We start from the raw sequence: 23,523 nt of genomic DNA, 5'->3' as shown, positions 1-23,523 counted from the left end.
AAATATCTGGATGCGAATAACTCGCTTGCCGCCACTCATCCACACGCCATACGATCACCTTCGTTAACCAAGCAATGCACCTTGTGCATGCTTGGGTCCTACCACCCACCCCGCATTCCAGCACTGGAGACACCATGACCCGCACCGCCTTCCAATGGGACGACCCCTTCCAACTCGACCAGCAGCTCACCGAAGACGAGCGCGCCGTCCGTGACGCCGCGCGCGCCTACTGCCAGGACAAGCTGGCGCCGCGCGTGCTGGACATGTTCCGCCACGAGAAGACCGACGTGACCATCTTCCGCGAGATGGGTGAACTCGGCCTGCTGGGCCCCACCATCCCCACCGAGTACGGCGGCGCCGGGCTGAACTATGTCAGCTACGGCTTGGTGGCGCGCGAGATCGAGCGCGTGGACTCGGGCTACCGCTCCATGGCGTCGGTGCAGTCGTCGCTGGTGATGGTGCCGATCAACGAGTTCGGTTCCGAGGCGCAGAAGCAGAAGTACCTGCCCAAGCTGGCCTCCGGCGAATTCATCGGCTGCTTCGGCCTGACCGAGCCCGACCACGGCTCCGACCCCGGCAGCATGGCCACGCGCGCCTACAAGGTGGACGGCGGCTATCGCCTCAAGGGCAACAAGATGTGGATCACCAACAGCCCCGTGGCCGACGTGTTCGTCGTCTGGGCCAAGGAAGTGGAGGCATCCGGCACCGTGGGCCAGATCCGCGGCTTCATCCTGGACAAGGGCATGAAGGGCCTGTCCGCCCCCGCCATCCACGGCAAGGTGGGCCTGCGCGCCTCCATCACCGGTGAGATCGTGATGGACGACGTGTTCGTGCCCGAGGAAAACGCCTTCCCCGAAGTGCGCGGGTTGAAGGGCCCGTTCACCTGCCTGAACAGCGCACGCTTCGGCATCGCCTGGGGCGCCATGGGCGCGGCCGAGTTCTGCTGGCACACCGCGCGCCAGTACACGCTGGACCGCAAGCAGTTCGGCCGCCCGCTGGCCGCCAACCAGCTCGTGCAGAAAAAGCTGGCCGACATGCAGACCGAGATCACGCTGGGCCTGCAGGCCGCGCTGCGCGTGGGCCGCATGAAGGACGAGCACCAGAACGTGGTCGAGATCACCTCGCTGATCAAGCGCAACAACTGCGGCAAGGCCCTGGACATCGCCCGCCTGGCGCGCGACATGATGGGCGGCAACGGCATCAGCGACGAGTTTGGCGTGGCACGCCACCTGGTGAACCTGGAGGTGGTCAACACCTACGAGGGCACGCACGACGTGCACGCGCTCATCCTGGGCCGCGCGCAGACGGGCATCGCCGCGTTCGCCAACTGACCCAACGCGGCGCGCGGGCCGCATCAAAGGCCCGTCACGCGCGCTCTCAAAATAGGAGCTTCTCGCGCTTACCCTGCAATCAGTTCAATGGTTTTTATCCTTGAATTATTGGCACAACAAGCGCGAGCAGCTACGTTTTCAATAGCGATTTCATGAGTGCTTCCACCCCCCGCGGCGCCTTGGACGGTATCAAGGTACTGGATCTTTCGCGCGTGCTTGCCGGTCCCTGGTGCACCCAGATGCTGGCCGACCTGGGCGCCGATGTGGTCAAGGTCGAGCGGCCCGTGGCCGGGGACGACACCCGCCACTGGGGCCCTCCCTTCCTCAAGGACGCGGAAGGCAACGACTCGCGCGAGGCCAGCTACTTCACCGCCTGCAACCGCAACAAGCGCAGCATCACCGTGGACATGGCCCACCCCGAAGGCCAGGCCCTGCTGCGCAAGATGGCCGCCGAGGCCGACGTGGTGGTGGAGAACTTCAAGGTCGGGGGTCTGAAGCAATACGGGCTGGACTATGACAGCCTCAAGGCGCTGAACCCGCGCCTGGTCTACTGCTCCATCACCGGTTTCGGCCAGGACGGGCCGTATGCCGAACGCGCCGGCTATGACCTGATGGTGCAGGCCATGTGCGGCCTGATGAGCATCACCGGCCATGCCGACGGGCAGCCCGGTGGCGGGCCTCTGAAGGTCGGCGTGGCCGTGGTGGACGTGTTCACCGGCCTGTACGCCAGCAACGCCATCCTGGCCGCGCTGAACGCGCGCGACAACGCCCGCAACGGCACCGGCGAAGGGCAGCACATCGACATGGCTTTGCTCGACGTGGGCATGGCCGTGCTGGCCAACCAAGCGGCGGGCTACCTGGCCACCGGGCAGGCGCCCGGACGCGCCGGCAACATCCACCCCAGCCTGGCGCCCTACCAGGACTTTCGCAGCCGCGACGGCAACGTGCTGCTGGCCATCGGCAACGACGGACAGTTCGCGCGCTTTTGCCAGGCGTGCGGCCACCCCGAATGGGCACAGGACGCACGCTTTGCCACCAATACCGCACGCGTGCAGCACCGCGCTGCGCTGCTGGCGCTGATGGAGCCCGTCCTGCAGACCCGCAGCACCGCCGAGTGGATCGCCCTGCTGGAGGACAAGGCCGTGCCCTGCGGCCCCATCAACACCATTGCCGAGGCCTTCGACGACCCGCAGGTGCGCGCGCGCGGCATCCGCAGGGAGTTGCCCCGCGACGCCGGCGACGGCATCGCCCACGTGGCCACGGTGGCCAACCCCATGCGGCTGTCGGGCACGCCCGTCAGCTACCATCGCGCGCCACCCGCGCTCGGCCAGCACACCGACGAGGTGCTGCGCGAGCTGGGCCTGGATGCTTCGGCCATCGCAGCGCTCAAAGCGGGGGGTGCCATCTGACCCTTTTCCCGCACCGGCCCCTTCGGTGCTTCCTTCCCGCCATCACTGGCACGCCATTGCTTCACCACATCGATAACAGGAGATAAAAGCATGATTCGTCGCAGCGCACTCACCCTGGGCCTACTGGCCCTGCTCGGCACGGCCGCCCAGGCCCAGTCCGGCTACCCCAACAAGCCCATCCGCCTGCTGGTGCCCTTCGCAGCGGGCGGCACCACCGACCTGATCGCCCGCGTGGTGGCCGAGCCCCTGGGCCGCGAGCTGGGCCAGCCCGTGGTGGTAGAGAACAAGGGCGGCGGCGGCGGCGCCATCGGTGCGGCCGAAACCGCGCGCGCCACGCCGGACGGCTACAACCTGGGCGTGGCCACCGTGTCCACCACGGCCACCAACCCGGCCATCAACCCCAAGATCCCCTACAACGTGTTCACCGACTTCACCCCGGTCGTGAACATCGCCGCCACGCCCAACGTGATTGCGGCCAACCCGCAGTTCGTCGGCAAGGAATACAAGAGCTTCCTGGCCGAAGTCAAGAAGACTCCAGGCAAGTACTCGTTCGGCTCGCCCGGCACCGGCAGCATCGGCCACCTGATGATGGAAATGTTCATGCTGGAGACCGGCACCCAGCTGGTGCACGTGCCCTACCGCGGCTCGGGCCCGGCACTGAACGACGCCGTCGCCGGCCAGATCCCGCTGATCTTCGACAACCTGCCGTCCGCCCTGCCCTTCATCAAGGACAAGCGCCTGACCGCCCTGGTGGTGGCCGCCCCGCAGCGCCTGGCCGTGCTGCCCGACGTGCCCACACTGGCCGAAGTGGGCCTGCCCAACGTGAACCGTATGGCCTATTACGGCATCATCGGACCCAAGGGTCTGCCCAAGGACATCGTGGACAAGGTCAACGCCGCAGTGCACAAGGTGCTGAAGGACCCTGCGGTGCGCAAGCGCATTGAGGACACGGGCTCGCTGATCGTGGCCGACACGCCGGCGAAGTTCGCCCAGGAAATCAAGGCGGAGTACACGGCTTACAAAAACGTGGTGGACAAGCAGAAGCTCACCATGGACTGAGTAACCGTCTTCGAAGTCAAGCGCAATGAAGCGACTTGTCCCAAGGTTTTCCAGTGCGCACCATGGCGTTGAGCGTGGTGAGCAACTTGCGCATGCAAGCGACCAGGGCGACCTTGGGCAACTTGCCAGCGGCCTTCAGACGCTCGTAGAAGGCCTTGATGGCCGGGTTGTAGCGGGTGGCCGTGAGCGTTGCCATGTACAGCACGCGGCGGATCTCGAAGCGCCCGCCTTGTACGCGCCGCCTGCCCTTGCTGCCGCCGGAGTCATTGGCCATGGGCGCCACGCCCACCAATGCAGCGATCTCGCGCCGGTTCAGCCGGCCCAGCTCTGGCAGCTCGGCAATCATCGTGGCACTGGCCACCGGGCCGACTCCCGCAGCCGACTGCAGCAGCGTGTCGAGCTCCCCAAAGTGCTCGCGCACATGCGTGACCATCTGCTCTTCGATCTCATCGAGCTGCGCCTTGATCGCCGCCTCGATGGCCTCGATGCTGGCGTGCAGCTTCTTGGGCGTGATCTGCAGCCGTTGGCGCTCCGAATGGAGCATGGTCAGCAACTGGCGCCTGCGCGTGACCAGGGCCGCGAGCCACTGCTGGCGCTCATCGGCCAGGGGGCGCAAGAAGCGCTGCAGATCGTCGCGGCGCAGCAGCACCGCTGCCAGCTCGGCCAGCGTGCGCGCATCCACCGCGTCGGTCTTGGCCAGGCGTCCCATGGATTTGGCGAAGTCGCGCGCCTGGCGCGGGTTGATGACCGCCACGGGCAGGCCTGTGGCCTGCAGGGCACACGCTAACGCGGCCTCGTAGCCGCCGGTGGCCTCCATCACCACCAGACCCACGTCCAGGGGCTGCAGGGCAGCCGCCAGCGCCGAGTGGCCTTCGGCATCGTTGTCAAACCGCTGGGCGCTGCTCTTGGCACCCAGCACACAGACATCCACGTGCGCCTTGGCCACGTCGATGCCCACCGTCACTGAGGTAACAGACATGATCTTCAGATCCCTTGCTTGTGCATGCGCGCTCAATCAAGGCGCGCGTAACCGTTCGGGCTTCACGAAGACCAGCGCGGCGGCCATGCGTTCTGTACTCAGTCACGGGCTCTATCACCCCAGCGCCTACCAAACTGCACGGGCCGGTCTGGCCGCCTCAACGGCGTTCAGACTCTACCGCGCTGGTCTGGTTTAAAGATACAAGCGCGCACCGCCTCCACCCTCACCAGCCCCGCCCCCGCGGGGCTTTTTCGTTTGCGCCATGGGTGCAACGGCAGGCCTTCCTGATATGCCCAGGCATTGCAGGGTAATTACCTACTGAAACAAAATTCAAGAAAAAGTCACGAATGCCGATGAGCATATGACCGGCCTCACCCCGTCCTGCACTGCGGCAGCAGCAGGGCGGTGGCGCACCAAGCGATCCTGCATTTGTGTGCGCCCACATACCCAACCCACCATGAAACTCCGCCACAAGCTCCCCCTTGCCTTCACCATTGCACTGCTGGCGCTGTTGCTGACCGCCCTGTTCGGCATCGCGCGGCTGAACCAGGCCATCACGGTCTACCAAACGACCGTGGCCACCAGCATGGAACACGAGCGGCTGGTGAGCAACCTGCTGGCGGACTTCAAGACCCAGGTGCAGGAGTGGAAGAACGTGCTCGTGCGCGGGCACGACGCGGACCAGCGTGCGCGCCACTGGCGCAGCTTCGAGGCCACCGAGGCCACAGTGCGCACGGTCGCCCGGAAACTGCAGGACGGGATGCAGGAAGGGCCTGAGCGCCAGCGTGTCGCGGCCTTCGCGGCCGCCCATGAGCGCATGGGCGCGGCCTACCGGCGCGGTTATGAGGCCTTCCAGGCCGCCGGCTTCGACCCGCAGGCAGGCGACCGCTCGGTGCAAGGCATAGACCGGGAGCCGGCACAGATGCTGGACGAGGCCAACACGCTGATCCGCGAGGCGAGCGCCGCGGTCGCCGCCCGCACCGACGGCGCTGCGCGCAACGCCACCCGCATCAGCCTGGGCGTGATGCTGGTGGTCTGCGCGCTCAGCATCGGCGGAGCGGTGGCCTTCAGCCGCACCGTGACCCGCCCCCTGGGCCAGGCCGTGGAAGTCGCCGAGGCCGTGGCCAATGGCGATCTGACGATCGCGCGCGCCTCCAGCGGACGTGACGAAGTGGCCCAGTTGCTCAACGCGCTGCACAAGATTCAGCAGAGCCTGTCCAACGTGGTGGCCGATGTGCGCGCCAACGCGCGCCAGGTGGCACTGGCCAGCACCGAGATCGCCCAGGGCAACAACGACCTGTCGGCCCGCACCGAGCAGCAGGCCGGCGCGCTGGAGGAAACGTCCGCCTCCATGGAGGAGCTGAGTGCCACCGTGCGCCAGAACGCCGACAACGCGCGCCAGGCCAACCAGCTGGCAGCCAACGCCTCGCAGGTCGCCAGCCAGGGCGGCGAAGTGGTGACCCAGGTCGTCACCACCATGCAGGGCATCAACGAAAGCAGCCACCGCATCGCGGACATCATCGGCGTCATCGACGGCATCGCCTTCCAGACCAACATCCTGGCGCTGAACGCCGCGGTGGAGGCCGCACGCGCCGGCGAGCAGGGCCGCGGATTCGCCGTGGTGGCCGGCGAGGTGCGCGCGCTGGCCCAGCGCTCGGCCGCCGCGGCCAAGGAGATCAAGCAACTGATCCACACCAGCGTGGAGCGGGCGGAGCAAGGGTCCGCACTGGTCGGCCAAGCCGGCGCCACCATGACGGAGGTGGTGACGGCCATCCAGCGGGTGAGCGGCATCGTGGCCGAGATCAGCACCGCCAGCCAGGAGCAAAGCGCCGGGGTGCACCAGGTGAGCGATGCCGTGGCGCAGATGGACCAGGCCACGCAGCAGAACGCCGCACTGGTGGAGGAAAGCGCAGCCGCCGCCGACAGCCTGAAGCTGCAGGCCGAGCAACTGGTGCAGTCCGTGGCCCTGTTCCGCCTGCGCGCCGACGGCTCCGTGCCCGCAGCGCAACAGCGCGGGTAGGCAGCGTCGGCACCCTTGCGCCAGGCGGAATCATCGCGCGCCGCGCGGCCGCCAAGCCCTGCGCTGGCGGCGAAACACCCGGTCACAATGGTGAAGAGGCGGCAAAGCCTGACAAAGCCGGTCCGGTAGGGTCAACCAAAATGGTCCGACGCGCGTCTGACACACAAGAGGTGGCAGCGAGACCACCGCCTTTACCATCACAGCGCCGGCCCGGACCGCCCGGCGTGCTTACCCGGGAGAACTCTCCATGCCGCTTTCGCGTTGGACTTCTGTGCGCATCCTCACCGCCGGCGTGCTCGCCTCGCTGGCTGTCGGCTGCGCGGCTGTGCCGGGTGACCCCTACTACGATGGGGGCGGCTACTATCCCGCGCCATCGTCCATGACGGTGTACGAGCAGCCCGGCGTGATCTATACCGCCCCGCCGTTAGGCTGGCGCGACTACCCCCCTCCGCCTTCCGGCTGGCGTGAAGACGCCTGGCGCGAGCGCCAGTGGCGGGAAGCGCGTGAGCGCCAATGGCGCGAGGCCCAGGAGCGCGAACGCCGTGAGGCGGACCGTCGTCGCGAAGCCGACCGCCGCCGCGATGCGGACCGCCGTGAAGCCGACCGGCGCGAAGCGGAACGCCGCCGCGACGCCGAACGTTGGGAGGCCGAACGCCGCCGCGACTGGGACCAACGCCGTAAGGAAGACCAACTGCTGCGCCACCCCAACCCCGACGTGGCACGCGAACGGCAGCTGCAGTTCGAACGTGACCGCCGCGCGGAGCGCGAAGCCGAGCGGGAGCGACGCAACCAGGCATTCCAGCCCCAGCCCGGCGATCGCCCCAACCCGCGCCCCGACTGGCGCTGAAGGCCGCCCATGACCCGAGCCCTGCCTGGCTCCCTTGGCAGCGTCAGTGCCGCCCTGGCGCTGACGCTGGTTACCTGTCTGCCCCTGCCGTCAATGGCCCAGGTGGTGCGCTGCACCGACCCGGCCACGGGCAAGGTGACTTACACCGATGGCGACTGCGGCCGCGGCCAGTCCGCACGCGAAGTCGAAGCCCGCAAGACCCCCCAGGAAATCCAGCAGGAGCGCGAGCAAGCCGCCGAAGCCCTGGAGCGCAAGCAGGAGCGACAGCAATGGGAGCGCCAGCAACAGCGCGACGCCGAGCCCGCGACGCGCGCAGCGCGCCCTCGCGCCACCCCGGCCGATCCATCGCAATCCGTAGACTGCCAGCGCGCACGGCGCAACCTGCAGGAGGTGCTCTCCACCATAGGCCGCGGCATGTACGACGAGCAGGCGCGGCTGGATGCGGCACAGCGCCAGGCTGACCTCGCCTGCCTGAGTCCGGCGGACTATGCACGCGCGGAGAGCGCGCGCTCCAGCCGCACCGTCTATCCCTCGCCCTACTACGCCCCGCCGGTGGTGGTGGTGCCACCACGGCCCGCGCCGCCGCCGCGGCGCGAAATCACGCACTGCAACGTGTTTCGCTGCTACGACAAGCAGGGCAACACCTACCCCCGCTAAGGGTGCGGTGCCTGCAGCCCTTCGCGCACGGTGGGGTAGCGCAAGCGCAGGCGCAGTTCGCGCGCCATGCGCGCAGTGGTCAACCGCCGCGATTCGCCCATGAAACTCAGCAGCGACAGCGGTAGCTGCTCCTGCGCGGTACTGCGCTGCACGCGCGGCGGACGCGGCAAGCCATAGAGGTCGGCCGCGAAGTCGAAGTAGTCTCCCATCTTGAGCTGGCTGTCGTCTGCCACGTTGTAGATGCGTTGCGCACGAGCGCGCCACAGCGCCAGCATGCAGGCCCGCGCCAGGTCATCCGCATGGATGTGGTTGGTATAGACGTCGTCAGGCTCGGCCAGCACGGGCGTGCCGCGGCGCAGGCGCGCTTCGGGCGTGCCGCCCTCACGGTCAGGGGCGTAGATGCCGGGCACGCGCAGAATGCTCACGGGCACGCCCGCACGACCCAGGTGACGCATGGCGCGCTCGGCATTCACGCGGCGCTGCGCGCGCGGCGTGGCGGGCGCCACGGGCCGCGACTCGGGCACCCATGCCCCCGCGCAGTCGCCATACACGCCACTGGTGGAGGCATACACCAGGGATTGCGGCAGCGTGCGCCGGCGCAGCGCACGCGCCAGCGCCGTGCTACGGGGGTCCAGCCACCAGCGCGGACCAACCTCGCGCTCGCCAGGTGGCGGCGCCAGATGCAGCACCCGCGTGGCCACGCCCGCCAGGCGCGCCAGCGTGGCCGCATCGTCCAGATTGCCCAGCAGCGGCGTAACGCCCGCCCCACGCAACTGCGGCACGCGCGTGGGCGAGGACGTGAGCGCAAGCACGCGCGGGCGGCCACTACCGCCCTGGGGTCCGTTCAGGCTGCGCACCACGCGCAGCCCCACGTCGCCGCAGCCAATGATGAGCACGCGCTGGCGGCGAAAGCGCGCCGGCAGGGCGCCGAGAGGGTTTTGGATTGAGGGCAAAATCGGTCGGTTTACTTGAAGACAACTCCAAGGATACCCACTGTCATGACCAGCGCAGAGACCGCATTCCAGATCACCGTGCAGCCCAGTGGCCGTGCCTTCGAGGCGCAGGCTGGCGAAACCATCCTGTCCGCGGCCATCCGCGGCGGCGTGGGCATGCCCTACGGTTGCAAGGACGGTGCCTGCGGCTCGTGCAAGTGCAAGAAGCTCAGCGGCTCGGTGGTGCACGGCGATCACCAACAGAAGGCGCTGAGCACCGAGGAGGAAGAAGCCGGCTTCGTGCTCACCTGCTGTGCCCAGCCGCTGACCGACGTGGTGCTGGAATCGCGCCAGGTGACCGACGAGAGCGCCTATCCCATCAAGAAGCTGCCGGTGCGCGTGGCGGCGCTCACGCGCGCATCGCACGATGTGATGCAGGTGCGCCTGCAACTGCCCGCGGCCGACACCTTCCGCTACCACGCGGGCCAGTACATCGAATTCATCCTGCGTGACGGCGCGCGCCGCGCGTACTCCATGGCCAACGCACCCCACACGCAGGAAGGCGCGCCAGGCGTGGAGCTGCACATCCGCCACATGCCCGGCGGGCGCTTCACCGACCATGTGTTCAACGCCATGAAGGAGAAGGAAATCCTGCGCGTGGAGGGCCCTTTCGGCAGCTTCTTCCTGCGCGAGGATTCCGACAAGCCCATGGTGTTTCTGGCTTCGGGCACGGGCTTTGCGCCCATCAAGGCGCTGATCGAACACATGCAGCACAAGGGCATCACGCGCCCGGCCACGCTCTACTGGGGCGGGCGCCGCCCGGCGGACCTGTACATGGACGGCTGGATCCGCGAGCGCCTGGCCGCGCTGCCAAACCTGCGCTACGTACCCGTGGTCTCCGACGCCCTGCCCGAGGACGGCTGGGCCGGCCGCACGGGCTTCGTGCACCAAGCGGTCATGGAGGACATTGCCGACCTCTCGGGCTATCAGGTCTATGCCTGCGGCGCGCCCATCGTGGTGGACTCGGCCCGCGCCGCCTACAGCGCGGAGCGAGGCCTACCGCCCGACGAGTTCTACGCCGACGCGTTCACGTCCGAGGCCGACAAGCACGGCGGCTGACGGGCGCTTCCCCCGTAGCGCACCGCGCACAACCCTGCGCCACGCAACGGGCGTTGTGCCCGGCCAGCAGGTGTCGTCGAACGGGATCTGCTAGACCACGGGCGCCGTGCTCCATCCGCGCCGCACGGCACTCCGAAGGCGGCGACAGGGCCGCGGTAAGCGCCGCCGCTCAGGGAGCGTGCTTCGCTCAAGCGATCATGTCGCGGCACAGGCTGGCGCAGCGCTTGCAGGCTTCCGCGCAGTCCTGGCAATGGTCCGCCGCGTGGCTCATGCATTCCTGTGCGCAGCTTTCGCAGATGCGCGCGCACAGCTCGCAGACATAGTTCACGTGGGGGCTCTCGCGGGCCATGGTGGCGGCAGCCAGGCGGCAGATGTCGGCGCAGTCCATGTCCAGCGCGATGCACTTGGCCATGTGGCGCGGGTCGGGCTCGCGCAGGCACGCCGCGGCGCAGAAATCGCAGGTGGCAGCGCATGCGTTGCAGGCCGCGATGCAGTGGGAGTAGCGTGATTCGTCCAGGATGGTGGGGGCGTCCAGCATGTCAGTCCTTTCATGGGCGGGGGCAGGCAAGGCCCGGGCCCATCGTAGAAAGATGCGCTGCGCCTTGTCGTAGGACAGGGCAGCATTGCGGCGCCACGGAAGCGTCTTCCATTTTTTGCACAATGGAGGCCTATGAACCGCAGACACCTTCTTCTTTCGGCCGCTGCCATTGGCGCGGCACTCGCAGCCCCCCTGAGCCACGCGCAGGACGCGCCGATCCGCCTGGTCGTGCCCTACGCGCCTGGCGGCCCGCTGGACGTGACGGCCCGCGCGCTGGCCGAGCGCGTGCGCGACACGCTCGGCGTGGTGGTCGTCGACAACAAGGCGGGTGCGGGCGGCAACATCGGCGCCGATCTGATCGCCAAGTCCGCGCCCGACGGGCACACCATCGGCATCGCCGCCACGGCCACGCACGCCGTGAACCCCTGGCTGTACAACCGCATGCCCTACGACGCAGCCAAGGACTTCGCCGGTATCACGCAGATGGTGCGCGTGCCCAACGTGCTGGTGGTCAACGCCGCGCGGGCCGAGCAGCTCAAGATCAACACCCTGCAGGACCTGATCGCCTACGCCAAGGCCAACCCCGCCAAGCTCAACTACGGCAGCGGCGGCAACGGCAGCGCCGGCCACCTGGCGGGCGAGATGTTCAAGCAGAAGGCCGGCATCTTCGCGCTGCACATCCCCTACCGCGGCGCCAGCCCCGCGCAGCTGGCCCTGCTGGCCGGCGAGGTGGACTTCAACATCGACAACCTGGCCGCCGCCGCGCCCAACATCAAGTCGGGCAAGCTCAAGGCCCTGGCCGTCACCTCGCTGGAAGCCAGCCCCATGCTGCCCGGCGTGCCCCCGCTGTCGCAGACCTTCAAGGGCTTTGCCATCGACACCTGGTGGGGTCTGGTGGCACCGGCCGGCACGCCCAAGCCCGTGATCGCCAAGCTCAACAAGGCCTTCACAGAGGCACTCAAGGCACCGGAAACCAAGACGCGCTTTTCCGCGCTGATGGCCGAGCCCGTGGCCACCACGCCCGAGCAGTTCGACGCCTTCATGGCCGCCGAGCGCGCCAAGTACCAACAGGTGGTGAAGGCCTCCGGCGCCAAGGTGGACTGACCGGAACGCGGCATTCCGGGTGCCACCGGAGTGCCGCGGGCGGCGCACGGCGCGACTATCCGGGCGTGTCGTCGTCAGCCTGGGGCCAAGCCGCCCCAACGGCGCCCCCTGTTGCGCTGCCGCACCCGCCGCCACGGCGGGGACGCCTCGCAACCGGCGGCGTGCTTACATAAAAAATAAGAGCGCCTCACGCTTGCCATATGGCGGTTTTCAGGTGGTTTCACCTTCAAACGTCCGTACGACCAGCGCAAGCAGCTATTAATTCAGGAGTTTGCGCCCAGCCATTCGGTGGCTTCGGCCAGGCGCTCGATGCGCTGGCCGCTGGCCAGGGCGCGCTGGGCGGCTGTGCCACACGTCTGGGCCAGGCCGGGCGCCAGTTCCGCCAGGGGGCGGAGCACGAAGGCCCGCTCGCCCATGCGCGGGTGGGGCAGCGTGAGTTCGGCGCCGTCCAGGCGCTCCTCCCCGTACAACAGCAGATCCAGGTCCAGCGTGCGTGGCGCGTTGCGGTAGGGGCGCTCGCGCCCCGCGGCCTGCTCGATGGCCTGCAGAGCATGCAACAGCGCCAGTGGCGCCAAGGTGGTCTGCAACTGCGCCACGGCATTGAGATAGTCGGGCCCGCCGGCATCCACCGGCGCGCTGCGGTACAGCGACGAAACCTGCCGCACCTGGGTGCCGGGCAACGCGCCCATCGCCCGCACCGCGTCGCGCAGCGCGCCGCGCGCATCCCCCAGATTCGCGCCCAGGCCCACCCAGGCGCTGGCCGCCACGGAAGGCGAGGTCACACCTCGCCCGCGGGCGCGCCACCCTCGGATGCACCGCTGCCCGTGGGCTTGCGGCGACGGCGGCGGCGCTTCTTGGGCGCAGCAGCGTCCTCTGCCGCTGGCTCGGCCAGGGAATCACCGGCATCGCTGGCCCTGCGCGGGGGCTCGGCGTCGTCCGTGGCGACTGGCGCGGCCTTGGGCACGCGCCGTACCGTGGGCTGGGCCTTGCGCTGGCGCGCGCGCTGCTCCTCGCGCGCCTGCTCGATCATGTCCTCACGGCGCGCATCGTCGGCCAGCGAGAACTCCTGCCACCACTCGGCCAGCGCCTCCTCCACCTCGCCCACGTCCGCGCGCAGGCGCAGGAAGTCGAAGCCCGCGCGAAAACGCAGGTGCGCCACCATGCCGAAGGGCGTGCTACCCGAGCGTTTCTCGAAGCGCGGCTGCATGACCCAGATCTCGCGCATGTCCGCCGCCAGCTTGCCGCGGCCGGAGACATCGCCGATGCGCTTGTCGAACACATCGTCGATCGCATCCTGCAGCGCCGGGAAGGGCTGCTGGCGCCCCAGGCGCTGCTCCCAGCCGGCCTTCACGTCCTGCCACAGCACACAGGCCAGCAGAAAGCTGGGCGCAACGGGTTTGCCCTCGCCCACGCGGCGGTCGGTGTCGGCCAGCGCGGCCTGCACGAACGGGTGGCTGGAACGGTCCACCACCACGTCCAGCAGCGGGTAGATGCCCGTGGCCAGCCCCAGGGATTTGAGCTGCGCGATCGAGGCCAGTGCGTGGCCGGTCTGCAGGAGCTTCAGCATCTCGTCGAACAGGCGGCTTTGCGGCACCTCCCGCAGCAGCGGCTCGCACTCCACCAGGGGCTTGGCGGTCTTGGGCTCCAGGGCAAAGCCCAGCGGGCTGAGCTTGGCCGCAAAGCGCACGGCGCGGATGATGCGCACGGGGTCCTCGCGGTAGCGCGTGGCCGGGTCGCCGATCATGCGCAGCACGCGTTTCTTGGCGTCCTCGATGCCCTTGTGGAAGTCCACCACGACCTCGGTCTCTGGGTCGTAGTACATGGCATTGACGGTGAAGTCGCGCCGCGTGGCGTCCTCGTCCTGCGGGCCCCATACGTTGTCGCGCAGCACGCGGCCGCTGGCGTCCACGGCATGGTGCATGCCGGCCAGCTGGGCCTTGCTGGTCTTTTCGTTGCCCCCCACCTGCTCGGCTGCCGCGTTGTCCATGTAGGCGCGGAAAGTGGAGACCTCGATCACCTCATGCTCGCGCCCGCGGCCGTGCACCACGTGCACGATGCGAAAGCGCTTGCCGATGATGAAAGCACGCCGGAACAGGCTCTTGACCTGCTCGGGCGTGGCGTTGGTGGCCACGTCGAAGTCCTTGGGCTTGAGGCCCAGCAGCAGGTCGCGCACCGCGCCGCCGACGATGTAGGCCTCGTAGCCCGCCTGCTTGAGTGTGCGCACCACGTCGCTGGCGCGGCGGTCCACCAGTTCAGGGTTGATGCCGTGCACCGCGGCGGGCACTTCTGCACGCTTGCCAAAGCGGCCGCGTGTGCCACGGCCCGCGCCTGCGGCGCCCTTGCCCAGCAGTTTGTCGATGAAGGTCTTGATCATGGGTGTGGGGGAAACAGGTCCAGAATGCGCCAGCCGCGCTGGGAAGCCAGTGCGCGCAGGCGTGGATCGGGGTTGGTGGCGACGGGATGATCCACCTTTTCCAGCAGCGGCACGTCGTTCATGGAGTCACTGTAGAACGTGCTGTCCACGTCCGTCCAGCGCAGGCCGCGCTCGGCCAGCCATTGCTCCATGCGCTGCACCTTGCCCTCGCGCATGGAGGGCACGCCGCGAATGCCACCGGTGATCCAGCCGTCGTCGCCGCGCTCCAGCTCCACGGCGACCAGCTGATCCACGCCCAACGCCAGAGCGATGGGGCGGGTGACGAACTCGTTGGTGGCGGTGATGATGAGCACCTCGTCGCCCGCGTCGCGGTGGCGCTGTACCAGTGCACGCGCTTCCTCGCGCAGCGCGGGCTGGATCACCTCGCGCATGAACTGCGCGTGCGCCAGGGCCGCCGCCTCGGCGCCGCGCTGGCGAATGGCGTCGGTGGCGAAGCGCACGTAGTCGTGCACGTCCAGCCGCCCGGCGACGTAGTCGTCGTAGAACGCCTTGTTGCGCCGGCCAAACTCTTCGCGGTCGGCCCAGCCGATGCGGATGGTGAATTCGCCCCACTCGTAGTCGGAATCCAGGGGCAGCAGGGTGTGGTCCAGGTCGAACAGGGCCAGTCGGCGGCGTTGTACCTGCGTGTCAAAGGTCATGCGTTGATTGCAATGGGTGGATGAAAGCGCCCTGCACCGATGGCCGCGCGCTACTCGGTCTCCAGCATGGTCTTGAGCAGCGGGACGGTGACGGCGCGCTGCGTGCGCAGCGCAAAGCTGTCGAGCCGGTCCAGCAGCTGCATGAGGCTGCCCAGGTCGCGCGAAAAGCGGCCCAGCATGTAGTTCATGACCTCATCGGCCAGGAAGATGCCGCGCGCATCGGCCTGCTGGCGCAGCACGGCGCGACGCTCCTGCTCGTCCAGCAGCTGGAGCTGGAACACGTGGCCCCAGCCCAGCCGTGTGCGCAGGTCGTCGCGCAGCGGCAGGTCGGCCGGCGGCAGGTCGCCCGCGGCCAGTACCCAGCGGGGCGCTCCTTCGGTGGGGTTGATGGCGTTGACAAACCAGTTGAAAGCCGCCGCCTGCTGCGCCGTGGTGTACAGGTGCACTTCGTCGAGCAGCACCGCGCTCCAGCGCTCGTCGAAGGCCGAGGGCAGCGCCACGGAGGCGTCGAGCCAGCCCACGCTGGCGCCCTGCCCGCGCAGCGCCTCGTACGTAGCCCGCAGCAGGTGCGACTTGCCGGTGCCCGTTTCGCCCCACAGGTAGGTGGGCACGGGCGAGCGCGGCGCGGCGCCACCGGCCACCGCCAGCCGCAGGTGCTGCAGTGCCTGCGCGTTGGGGCCGGCATGGAAGTTGTCGAGCGTGGGGCCGGTCACCAGGCCAATGTCCAGGGCCAGCTGCTTCATGGCGAGCGCCACCCGCGCAAATGCGGCGCGCCCCGGCCTCCGCGCGCAATGCGGAGCGTGGCCGGGCCGTAACGGGATGGAGTGGATGGCATGGGAGGCAAGGTAGGGGACGCGCCGCGGTTCACCGCCGCGAAACCACGGAGGCACCCGGAAAGCGGGCGGCACGCAGGGCGTGCAACCCGCGATTTTAGTGCGTCGATGGCCCAGACGACCCGAGCCCGGGCCGCGTGCGGCGCAGCCCGCCGCGCGGGGGCATTCGCGGCCCGCCCGGGCGGACCCTTAAAATCCCCGCTTTCCGGCCCGCCGACCGCGGCCCTCAGCACTGACGCACATCCCATGAGTTCCTCTGCCCCCTCCACTCCCATCTCCTACAAAGACGCCGGCGTTGACATCGACGCAGGCGACGCGCTGGTCGAGCGCATCAAGCCGCTGGCCAAGAAGACCCTGCGCGAGGGGGTGATGGCGGGCATCGGCGGCTTTGGCGCGCTGTTCGAGGTGCCCAAGCGCTACCAGGAGCCGGTGCTGGTCTCGGGCACCGACGGCGTGGGCACCAAGCTCAAGCTGGCGTTCGAGTGGAACATGCACGACACCGTGGGCATCGACCTGGTGGCCATGAGCGTCAACGACGTGCTGGTACAGGGCGCCGAGCCCCTGTTCTTCCTGGACTACTTCGCCTGCGGCAAGCTGGACGTGGACACCGCCGCCGCAGTGGTGGGGGGCATCGCCCGTGGCTGTGAGCTGAGCGGCTGCGCACTGATCGGCGGCGAGACGGCCGAGATGCCCGGCATGTACCCCGACGGTGAATACGACCTGGCCGGCTTTGCCGTGGGCGCGGTCGAGAAGTCGAAGATCCTCACCGGCCAGACGGTGAAACCCGGCGACGTGGTGCTGGGCCTGGCCTCCAGCGGCGTGCATTCCAACGGTTTTTCGCTGGTGCGCAAGTGCATCGAGCGCGCCGCGGCCGCCGGCACGCTGCCCGACACGCTGGACGGCAAACCCTTCAAGGCCGCCGTCATGGAGCCCACGCGCCTGTACGTGAAGAACGTGCTGGCCGCGCTGGCACAGCATCCGATCAAGGCCCTGGCCCACATCACCGGTGGTGGCCTGCTGGAGAACATTCCGCGGGTATTGCCCGAAGGCACGGCCGCCCACCTGAAGGCCGGCAGCTGGCCGCAGACGGAGCTGTTCGCCTGGCTGCAAAAGACCGCCGGCATCGACGACATCGAGATGAACCGCACGTTCAACAACGGCATCGGCATGGTGGTGGTCGTCCCGGCTGAGGCCGCCGATGCCACGGCCGCCACGCTGCGCGCGCTGGGCGAGGCGGTGTACACCATCGGCGCCATTGCCGAGCGTGGCGACGGCGCCGCCGTCGTCGTGGGCTGATCCAGCGCGATTGGCACGATGCCTTCGGGTCAGCCGCCGCAAGGCTCCGCCGCCACGCCTGACGCCCTGAGGCCGCCATTCGCGCCCGCCACGCGGGGCGTGGTGATCGCCAGCTACGTGCTGATGGGCGCCGCGCTGCTGCTGGTGATGCTGCGCGGGCTGCTGCCCGGGCTGCTGTGCGTGTGCCTGGGTTTTCTGCTCACGCGTTGGCTGGCGCCACGCCTGGCGTGGTTTCCGTTGCGCACGGCGAACAGCATGGCAACCCGCGGCCAGACGGCAGCCGCCACGCTGGTCATGCTGTCTCCCTTGCTGCTGCTGGCGCTGGCGCTGTCGCATTCGCGCACCTATATCGTCGACGCCCCCCAGCAATACCGCGAACTGCTGGACTTCCTGGCCCGCACCGTGCTGGAACTGCGGCTGAAGCTGCCCACCGACATCGCGGCCCAGTTGCCCGAAGGCGCCGCCGAAATCCAGCGCACCATCGCCGCCTATCTGGCCGCCAAGGCCGGCGCCCTGGCCATGGCGGGGCGCGCCTGGCTCACGGGCCTGCTGTATGCCTATGTGGGCCTGCTGATCGGGGCACTGGCCGCCGTACGCAGCGTAGGCGCTTCACGCGGCCCCTTGGCACAAGAGCTGGTGCTGCGCATCGCACGTATGGGAGAGGCCTTCCGTCAGATCGTCGCGGCGCAGTTCTGGATTGCCGCCTTCAACACGCTGCTCACCGCACTGTTCCTATTGCTGGTGCTGCCCCTGTGGGACTTGGACCTGCCCTACACCCCCGCTTTGATCACCCTGACCTTCGTGGCCGGCCTGGTGCCCATCGTGGGCAACCTGCTGTGCAACGCGGTCATCACGCTGGTGGGACTGTCGGTATCGCCCGTTGCGGCCGTGGCCTGCCTGGCCTTCCTGATCCTGATCCACAAGGCCGAGTACGTGATCAACGCCAAGGTCGTCGGGCGGCGCACCCACATGGGCGTGTGGGAGCTGCTGTCGGTGATGTTCGTGGCCGAAGCCGTCTTCGGCCCTGCAGGGCTGGTGGCGGCACCGCTGTTCTACGCCTACCTGAAAAAAGAGCTGGAAGCCGCGCGGCTGGTATAGCCGTCGCGCCGCAAAAACCATAGCTGCTCGCGCTTGTCTAGAAAGCGCTGCAAGGCTTTTTCACCCCCAAACCCTCTTCCCGCGTCCGCCGCAGCGCCTGGCCCTCATCGCGCGCCCCGCACCCGGGATGACACTCGCCAACGCCTGCGATGTTGGGCTATTCTGGCGGCTGGCGCGCAGTGCGCCAGACACATCGTCATCACAGCTATAAGGGAGACTTTGCATGACCATTCTCGTCGCCTACGTTCCACGCCCCGAAGGCCGGGCCGCGCTGGACAAGGGCATCGAAATCGCCACCCGCCGCAATGAACGCCTGGTCGTCGTCAACGCCGGCCCCGGCGGGCGCCAGGAAGACCCCAGCATCGTCAACGGCTACGAGGCCGAACGTGTGGAGGAGCGCCTGGCCACGCTGCCGATCGAGGCCGAGTTCAAGCAGTTCGTGCGCGGCAAGAGCACCATCGAGGAGATCGAGGAAATGGTCGCGGCGCTGCAGGTATCCGTGCTGGTGATCGGCCTGCGCAAACGCTCGCCCGTCGGCAAGCTGCTGCTGGGCAGCATGGCGCAGGAGATATTGCTCAACGTCGATTGCCCGGTATTGGCCGTCAAGGCCGCTTAAAGGCACGTCCGAGCGCCCCAAGGTGCTCGGCTCCCCCGGCCTCCGCTTGCCTTGGCGTGGACAGGATCACCCGCCCAGTCGTCAATCGTCAGTACCGCTCGGGCACGATCATGCTGCCGGGTGTGGGCTGGCGCAGGTAGTCCGGGTGGCGCACCCGGTCGGGCAGCACCACCTCGGTATGCGGCACATCGGCATACGGCAGCTGCTCCAGCAAGTGGGCGATGCAGTTGAGGCGCGCTTTCTTCTTGTCCACGGCCTGCACCACCCACCAGGGGGCCTCGGGGATGTGGGTGCGCTCCAGCATCGCCTCCTTGGCCTTGGTGTATTCCTCCCAGCGCACGCGGCTCTCCAGGTCCATGGGGCTCAGTTTCCACTGCTTGAGCGGGTCGTGGATGCGCCCCAGGAACCGCAAGTGCTGCTCCTCGTCGGAGATCGAGAACCAGTACTTGATGAGCCGGATGCCTGAGCGCACGAGCATCTTCTCGAACTCCGGCACGCTGCGGAAGAACTCCTCGTACTCCTCCTCCGTGCAAAAGCCCATCACTTTCTCGACGCCCGCGCGGTTGTACCAGCTGCGGTCAAAGAGCACGATCTCGCCTGCCGCAGGCAGGTGCGCCACATAGCGCTGGAAGTACCACTGCGTGCGCTCGCGGTCATTGGGCGCAGGTAGCGCCGCCACGCGCACCACGCGCGGGTTCAACCGTTGGGTAATGCGCTTGATCACCCCGCCCTTGCCGGCGGCATCGCGCCCCTCGAAGATCACCACCACCTTCTGCCTTGAGTGCTGCACCCAGTCCTGCAGCTTGACCAGCTCGCCCTGCAGGCGGAACAGCTCCCGGAAATATTGCTGGCGTGCCAGCCGGTCCACGGGCGCCTGCAGTCCGTGCTCATCGAAGGCGCGGTCCTCGATCTCCAGCTCCAACTCCTCGTCATAGCCGTCGGCCAGATCGTCGGCGATGCGTTCCATGAGTTCGTGGGAATTGATCTCGGATATATGCGGCATGACTGGTACCTTCTCGGCAGGCAGAAGATGGTGACAACTCTTCGTGTCCAGCACATGACATGGTGCGCTTTTGCCATGTTTTTGTCACATGGCACGCTTGGCCTGGATCAGAAACGGCGCAATTCTTTCACGCGCTGTGCGATCGCAGGGGCATCTTCGGCACCCGCAGCGTGGGCCAGATAGGTCTCCAGGTTCTCCAGCGCTTGCAGGGATGCGCCGCTCTCCGCATACGCCAGGCCGCGGTCGCGCCACTCGCTCCAGGCATCGGGCAGCAACACGATGAGCCGGTCCTGCACCGCCACCAGGCGACTCCAGTCCTGGCGCGCGCGGTGGATTTCCTTCAGATTGCGCAGCATGCGCGCAAGAATGTCCCGCTCCGTGGCGGCCTGCAGATACAGGCCCAGCGGAGCTTCGTCCTCCAGCGGTCCGTGTCCGCGGCGAAAAGGTTCCAGCCGCTCACCCAGCGCTTCGCGCGAGAGGGAAAGCCCCGTCATCGGGTCCATCACGACCTGGCCCGTGGGCATGAGCACCTTGACCAGGAAATGCCCGGGAAAGGCCACCCCGTGCGCACGCAGGCCCACGCCCTGCGCCAGCTCCAGCCACAGCACCGCCAGCGAGATGGGAATGCCGCGCCGCTTCTCCAGCACGACGTGCAAATAGCTGTTGCCCGGCGCGTAGTAGTCGTTGAGATTGCCCGCAAAGCCCAGTTCGCCAAAGAAAAACTGGTTGAGCAGATTGAGCCGCAGCAGCGGTTCGGCATCCTGCGCAATGCGCCGCTGCAGCCGCGCCTGCAGGCGGTCCATCTCGTCCAGGAACTGCTGCACATCCAGGCGCGGATATTCGTCCTGCGCGATGCAGGCCGCCGACTCCAGCAACGCGATGGCGCCGCCCTGCGGCACCTGGACCAGCGACGCGAAATACTCCAGCGGCGTGGGAACGGAATAGCTCAACGCCATGCGCCCTCTCCCTTCAGCGGCGCAACAGCTGGCGCAGCTTGAGCCCGCAGGCCCACAGCGCGCCAAAGTACAGCGCGGCCGATGCGGCGAGCAGCAGCGCCAGCAGTCCCGCACGCTGCAGGCTGTGCGCTCGCAGCGCCAGCCAGTCGAAGTGGTGGGAGGCCCAGAGCAGGAACACGGCCAGCAGCGCACTAGCGGCAATCACCTGTAGCGCAAACCGGCCCCAGCCTTCGCGGGGGCGAAAGCTTCCCCGCCGCAGCAGCCCCGTGAGCAGCCACAGGGCGTTGATGAGCGCACCCAGGCCAATGGACAGCGCCAGCCCCGCGTGCGCCAGCAGGGGCACCAGCGCGGCATTCATGATCTGCGTGGCCACCAGCACCACGATGGCGATGCGCACGGGCGTGCGGATATCCTGGCTGGCGTAGTAACCCGGCGCCAGCACCTTGATGGCCACCAGGCCCAGCAACCCCGCTCCATAGCCTGCCAGCGCCACGGAGATCTGCCGTACGTCGCCGTCGTTCAGCGCACCATGGTGGAACAGCGTGGCCACCAGCGGCGTTGCGAAGGTCAGCAGTCCCACGGCGCAGGGTACGGCCAGCAACACCACGATGCGCAGCCCCCAGTCCAGCATGGCCGAGTAGCGTTCACCATCCCCCGCAGCCTTGGCGGCCGACAACTGCGGCGTGAGCACCACGCCCAGCGCCACGCCCAGCAGGGCCGTGGGAAATTCCATGAGGCGGTCGGCATAAAACAGCCATGTCACGCTGCCCGGCGTGAGATAGGACGCGATCTGCGTGTTGATCATCAGCGAGATCTGTGCCACCCCCACGCCCAGCAACGCCGGCGCCATCAGGGTAAGAATGCGGCGCACGCCTGGGTCCTGCCAGGCACTGCGTACCCTGCCCCAGGTCATGCCGATGCGGGGCAGCAGCCCCAGGCGGCGCAATGCGGGCAGTTGCACCGCCAGTTGCAGCACCCCGCCGCCCATCACCCCGCCCACCATGGCGTAGATGGGCTCTATGCCCCGCGCCGCCAGTTGTGGCGCGCCCAGCCAAGCGGCCGCGATCATGCACAGGTTCAGCAGCACGGGTGTGGCGGCCGGCACGCCAAAGCGCTTCCAGGTGTTGAGCACGCCCGCCGAAAGGGCCACCAGCGACATGAATCCAATGTAGGGGAACATCCAGCGCGTCATGAACACGGCGGCGTCGAACCCCTCCGGACTCTGGCGCAACCCGCTGGCCAGCGCCCACACGAGCAGCGGCGCTCCTACCACCCCCAACACGCAGGTCAGCAGCAGCGCCCAGAACAGCGCCGTGGCCACGGCGTTCACAAGTGCATGGGTGTCCTCATCGCCATGCTGCGCCTTGTGCGCGGCCAGCACGGGCACGAAGGCCTGGCTGAACGCCCCTTCGGCGAACAAGCGGCGAAACAGGTTGGGAATGCGAAAAGCGACGTTGAAAGCGTCTGTCAGAACATTGGCGCCGAACATCGAGGCCATGAGCAGATCACGCACCAGGCCCGTCACGCGGGAGGCCAGGGTCAACAGCGATACGGTGGAAGCGGCTTTGAACAGGGACACCGGCGCAAGTGTATGCGTTTGGCGTCGCGCCACGCCCGAAATGGCGGCTGCGCTATAATGGCCGGCTTTGCTGACAACATCCTCAGACACAAGGAACACATACCATGGCATCTGGAAAGCCAAAGAAAAAGAACCCCCGCCTGGCATCGGGCCGCAAGCGCGCCCGCCAAGGCCTCAAGCTGAACGCAGCCAACACCTCGCTGCGCTCCAAGTACCGCACCGCCGTCAAGAACGTCGAGAAGGCTGTTCTGGCCGGTGACAAGACCAAGGCAACCGAGTTGTTCGCCAAGGCCCAGTCCGTGCTGGACACCATCGCCGACAAGGGCATCTTCCACAAGAACAAGGCAGCTCGCGACAAGAGCCGCCTGTCTGCCAAGGTGAAAGCCTTGGCTCTGGCAGCCGCCTAAATTCACCGCCTGCCCCGCGCAGGCCAACAGCCCGGGTGGCTCGCCACCCGCCGTTTGTAACGGGTGCGCTGTCAGCAAAGCAGAGAAACCGCCTCCGGGCGGTTTTTTTGTGCCGGGCGCTGCTCGGCACAGCACTTCGGGGGCACACACGCCCACCCAAAAGAAAAGGCCTGTGTTGTCAGGCCTTGGGATCGGGGAGCAGGCAGGCTTCGACGACCTGCAAGTTGTTGTCTCTGGCAAAGTTGAGCACGAAGTCCCACGCCATGGGCTCGTGCGCCTGCAGGTCGCGGTGGACCACCACGCACTTCACTCCGTTCATGCTGGTAGGAATGCACCAGGGGGAGTAGTTCAGGTGGCTGCCAGGCACGGCACCGCCGGGGCGGAACTGGCTCATGACCCCCGCCAGGCGCTCGGCCCAGTCGCTGGGCCGAAAGGTCCTCCCTTCGAGGGTAATGCCTTGGATGAAGACTTCTTTGGAGGAGGGAGCAACCATCGGGTTCGGGTCGTGTAAGGGGCGCCGACCTTGTGCGTCGGCGTGGCACGGATTCTAACTCTTATATAAGAGCTACCCTCCAATGCCCCAGCACCGCCTGCCAGCATTGAACGCAAGCGCAGCGCATGACTGTGATGCGCAATCTTCAATGGTGCGCGCGGGGGCAGCCCCTAGA

General features: G+C 67.8%; 23 protein-coding genes. 12 read left to right on the top strand and 11 right to left on the bottom strand.

Features of this window, described 5'->3' with window-relative positions; translation table 11 throughout:
- The first annotated feature begins 134 nt into the window (after nt 1-134).
- From MRB47_RS07200 to MRB47_RS07190, 3 genes are all read left to right on the top strand, one after another.
- Nucleotides 135-1,331: an acyl-CoA dehydrogenase gene (locus MRB47_RS07200; RefSeq protein ID WP_047350724.1), complete on the top strand. Its 1,197-nt coding sequence runs from the start codon at nt 135-137 to the stop codon at nt 1,329-1,331.
- A 152-nt stretch (nt 1,332-1,483) separates the two neighbouring features.
- Complete coding sequence (locus MRB47_RS07195) at nt 1,484-2,740, top strand: CaiB/BaiF CoA transferase family protein (RefSeq protein ID WP_252102325.1); 1,257 nt, start codon at nt 1,484-1,486, stop codon at nt 2,738-2,740.
- A 90-nt stretch (nt 2,741-2,830) separates the two neighbouring features.
- Nucleotides 2,831-3,799, top strand: a complete 969-nt coding sequence (locus MRB47_RS07190; RefSeq protein ID WP_015913802.1) for a tripartite tricarboxylate transporter substrate binding protein BugE — start codon at nt 2,831-2,833, stop codon at nt 3,797-3,799.
- A 16-nt stretch (nt 3,800-3,815) separates the two neighbouring features.
- Here the strand turns inward: MRB47_RS07190 and MRB47_RS07185 are convergent, their stop codons facing one another.
- Nucleotides 3,816-4,778, bottom strand: coding sequence for an IS110 family transposase (locus tag MRB47_RS07185; RefSeq protein ID WP_011804582.1), 963 nt, complete (start codon nt 4,776-4,778; stop codon nt 3,816-3,818).
- 457 nt (nt 4,779-5,235) lie between these two features.
- Between MRB47_RS07185 and MRB47_RS07180 the strand changes: the two genes are divergently transcribed.
- The 3 genes from MRB47_RS07180 (at nt 5,236) to MRB47_RS07170 (ending at nt 8,302) form a co-directional block, all read left to right on the top strand.
- On the top strand, nt 5,236-6,798 hold the full coding sequence (locus MRB47_RS07180) for a methyl-accepting chemotaxis protein (protein ID WP_252102324.1): 1,563 nt from the start codon (nt 5,236-5,238) through the stop codon (nt 6,796-6,798).
- 247 nt (nt 6,799-7,045) lie between these two features.
- Nucleotides 7,046-7,645 (top strand): hypothetical protein, encoded by a 600-nt coding sequence (locus tag MRB47_RS07175; RefSeq protein ID WP_011806125.1) that lies wholly within the window; start codon nt 7,046-7,048, stop codon nt 7,643-7,645.
- Nucleotides 7,646-7,654: 9 nt separating this feature from the next.
- On the top strand, nt 7,655-8,302 hold the full coding sequence (locus tag MRB47_RS07170) for a DUF4124 domain-containing protein (protein WP_252102323.1): 648 nt from the start codon (nt 7,655-7,657) through the stop codon (nt 8,300-8,302).
- On the opposite strand, the gene MRB47_RS07165 is transcribed toward MRB47_RS07170, so the two are convergent.
- Complete coding sequence (locus MRB47_RS07165; RefSeq protein WP_252102322.1) at nt 8,299-9,255, bottom strand: SDR family oxidoreductase; 957 nt, start codon at nt 9,253-9,255, stop codon at nt 8,299-8,301. The genes MRB47_RS07170 and MRB47_RS07165 overlap by 4 nt on opposite strands.
- Before the next feature lie 45 nt (nt 9,256-9,300).
- Between MRB47_RS07165 and MRB47_RS07160 the strand changes: the two genes are divergently transcribed.
- The gene (locus MRB47_RS07160) at nt 9,301-10,353 is read left to right on the top strand and encodes a CDP-6-deoxy-delta-3,4-glucoseen reductase (RefSeq protein ID WP_220637714.1); all 1,053 of its coding nucleotides are present in this window, start codon (nt 9,301-9,303) and stop codon (nt 10,351-10,353) included.
- A gap of 187 nt (nt 10,354-10,540) precedes the next feature.
- On the opposite strand, the gene MRB47_RS07155 is transcribed toward MRB47_RS07160, so the two are convergent.
- Nucleotides 10,541-10,891 carry a four-helix bundle copper-binding protein gene (locus MRB47_RS07155; protein WP_103738818.1) on the bottom strand — a complete coding sequence of 117 codons (351 nt, stop codon included), beginning with the start codon at nt 10,889-10,891 and terminating at the stop codon, nt 10,541-10,543.
- Nucleotides 10,892-11,023: 132 nt separating this feature from the next.
- Here MRB47_RS07155 and MRB47_RS07150 point away from each other — a divergent pair, with 132 nt between their 5' ends.
- Nucleotides 11,024-11,995: a Bug family tripartite tricarboxylate transporter substrate binding protein gene (locus MRB47_RS07150; RefSeq protein ID WP_103738817.1), complete on the top strand. Its 972-nt coding sequence runs from the start codon at nt 11,024-11,026 to the stop codon at nt 11,993-11,995.
- Between the two features lie 263 nt (nt 11,996-12,258).
- On the opposite strand, the gene folK is transcribed toward MRB47_RS07150, so the two are convergent.
- Genes folK through hda form a run of 4 tightly spaced genes read right to left on the bottom strand, consistent with a single transcriptional unit; the run spans nt 12,259 to nt 15,810 of the window.
- The gene (folK, locus tag MRB47_RS07145; RefSeq protein ID WP_252102321.1) at nt 12,259-12,777 is read right to left on the bottom strand and encodes a 2-amino-4-hydroxy-6-hydroxymethyldihydropteridine diphosphokinase; all 519 of its coding nucleotides are present in this window, start codon (nt 12,775-12,777) and stop codon (nt 12,259-12,261) included.
- Nucleotides 12,774-14,369 (bottom strand): polynucleotide adenylyltransferase PcnB, encoded by a 1,596-nt coding sequence (gene pcnB, locus MRB47_RS07140; RefSeq protein WP_252102320.1) that lies wholly within the window; start codon nt 14,367-14,369, stop codon nt 12,774-12,776. The genes folK and pcnB overlap by 4 nt, the downstream gene beginning before the upstream one ends.
- Nucleotides 14,366-15,067: an HAD family hydrolase gene (locus MRB47_RS07135; protein WP_011806133.1), complete on the bottom strand. Its 702-nt coding sequence runs from the start codon at nt 15,065-15,067 to the stop codon at nt 14,366-14,368. Before MRB47_RS07135 ends, pcnB begins: the two co-directional genes overlap by 4 nt.
- 50 nt (nt 15,068-15,117) lie before the next feature.
- A complete protein-coding gene (hda, locus tag MRB47_RS07130; RefSeq protein ID WP_011806134.1) occupies nt 15,118-15,810 on the bottom strand; it encodes a DnaA regulatory inactivator Hda in 693 nt (230 codons plus the stop codon).
- A 336-nt stretch (nt 15,811-16,146) separates the two neighbouring features.
- Here hda and purM point away from each other — a divergent pair, with 336 nt between their 5' ends.
- The 3 genes from purM (at nt 16,147) to MRB47_RS07115 (ending at nt 18,910) form a co-directional block, all read left to right on the top strand.
- On the top strand, nt 16,147-17,196 hold the full coding sequence (purM, locus tag MRB47_RS07125; protein WP_252102319.1) for a phosphoribosylformylglycinamidine cyclo-ligase: 1,050 nt from the start codon (nt 16,147-16,149) through the stop codon (nt 17,194-17,196).
- Nucleotides 17,197-17,214: 18 nt separating this feature from the next.
- A complete protein-coding gene (locus MRB47_RS07120; protein ID WP_252102318.1) occupies nt 17,215-18,294 on the top strand; it encodes an AI-2E family transporter in 1,080 nt (359 codons plus the stop codon).
- 223 nt (nt 18,295-18,517) lie between these two features.
- Nucleotides 18,518-18,910 carry a universal stress protein gene (locus MRB47_RS07115; protein WP_011806137.1) on the top strand — a complete coding sequence of 131 codons (393 nt, stop codon included), beginning with the start codon at nt 18,518-18,520 and terminating at the stop codon, nt 18,908-18,910.
- A gap of 88 nt (nt 18,911-18,998) precedes the next feature.
- Here the strand turns inward: MRB47_RS07115 and ppk2 are convergent, their stop codons facing one another.
- From ppk2 to murJ, 3 genes are all read right to left on the bottom strand, one after another.
- A complete protein-coding gene (gene ppk2 / locus MRB47_RS07110; protein ID WP_011806138.1) occupies nt 18,999-19,913 on the bottom strand; it encodes a polyphosphate kinase 2 in 915 nt (304 codons plus the stop codon).
- A 107-nt stretch (nt 19,914-20,020) separates the two neighbouring features.
- The gene (locus MRB47_RS07105) at nt 20,021-20,869 is read right to left on the bottom strand and encodes a SirB1 family protein (RefSeq protein ID WP_047350733.1); all 849 of its coding nucleotides are present in this window, start codon (nt 20,867-20,869) and stop codon (nt 20,021-20,023) included.
- Nucleotides 20,870-20,882: 13 nt separating this feature from the next.
- Nucleotides 20,883-22,448, bottom strand: coding sequence for a murein biosynthesis integral membrane protein MurJ (gene murJ, locus MRB47_RS07100; protein ID WP_047350742.1), 1,566 nt, complete (start codon nt 22,446-22,448; stop codon nt 20,883-20,885).
- Nucleotides 22,449-22,552: 104 nt separating this feature from the next.
- Between murJ and rpsT the strand changes: the two genes are divergently transcribed.
- A complete protein-coding gene (rpsT, locus tag MRB47_RS07095) occupies nt 22,553-22,855 on the top strand; it encodes a 30S ribosomal protein S20 (protein ID WP_011806141.1) in 303 nt (100 codons plus the stop codon).
- A gap of 178 nt (nt 22,856-23,033) precedes the next feature.
- On the opposite strand, the gene MRB47_RS07090 is transcribed toward rpsT, so the two are convergent.
- A complete protein-coding gene (locus MRB47_RS07090) occupies nt 23,034-23,348 on the bottom strand; it encodes a DUF3579 domain-containing protein (protein ID WP_011806142.1) in 315 nt (104 codons plus the stop codon).
- Nucleotides 23,349-23,523: the final 175 nt, after the last annotated feature.

The sequence above is a fragment of the Diaphorobacter sp. LI3 genome (assembly GCF_022807955.1).
GTDB lineage: Bacteria > Pseudomonadota > Gammaproteobacteria > Burkholderiales > Burkholderiaceae_C > Diaphorobacter > Diaphorobacter nitroreducens.
This window is presented reverse-complemented; position numbering and strand designations above follow the sequence as displayed.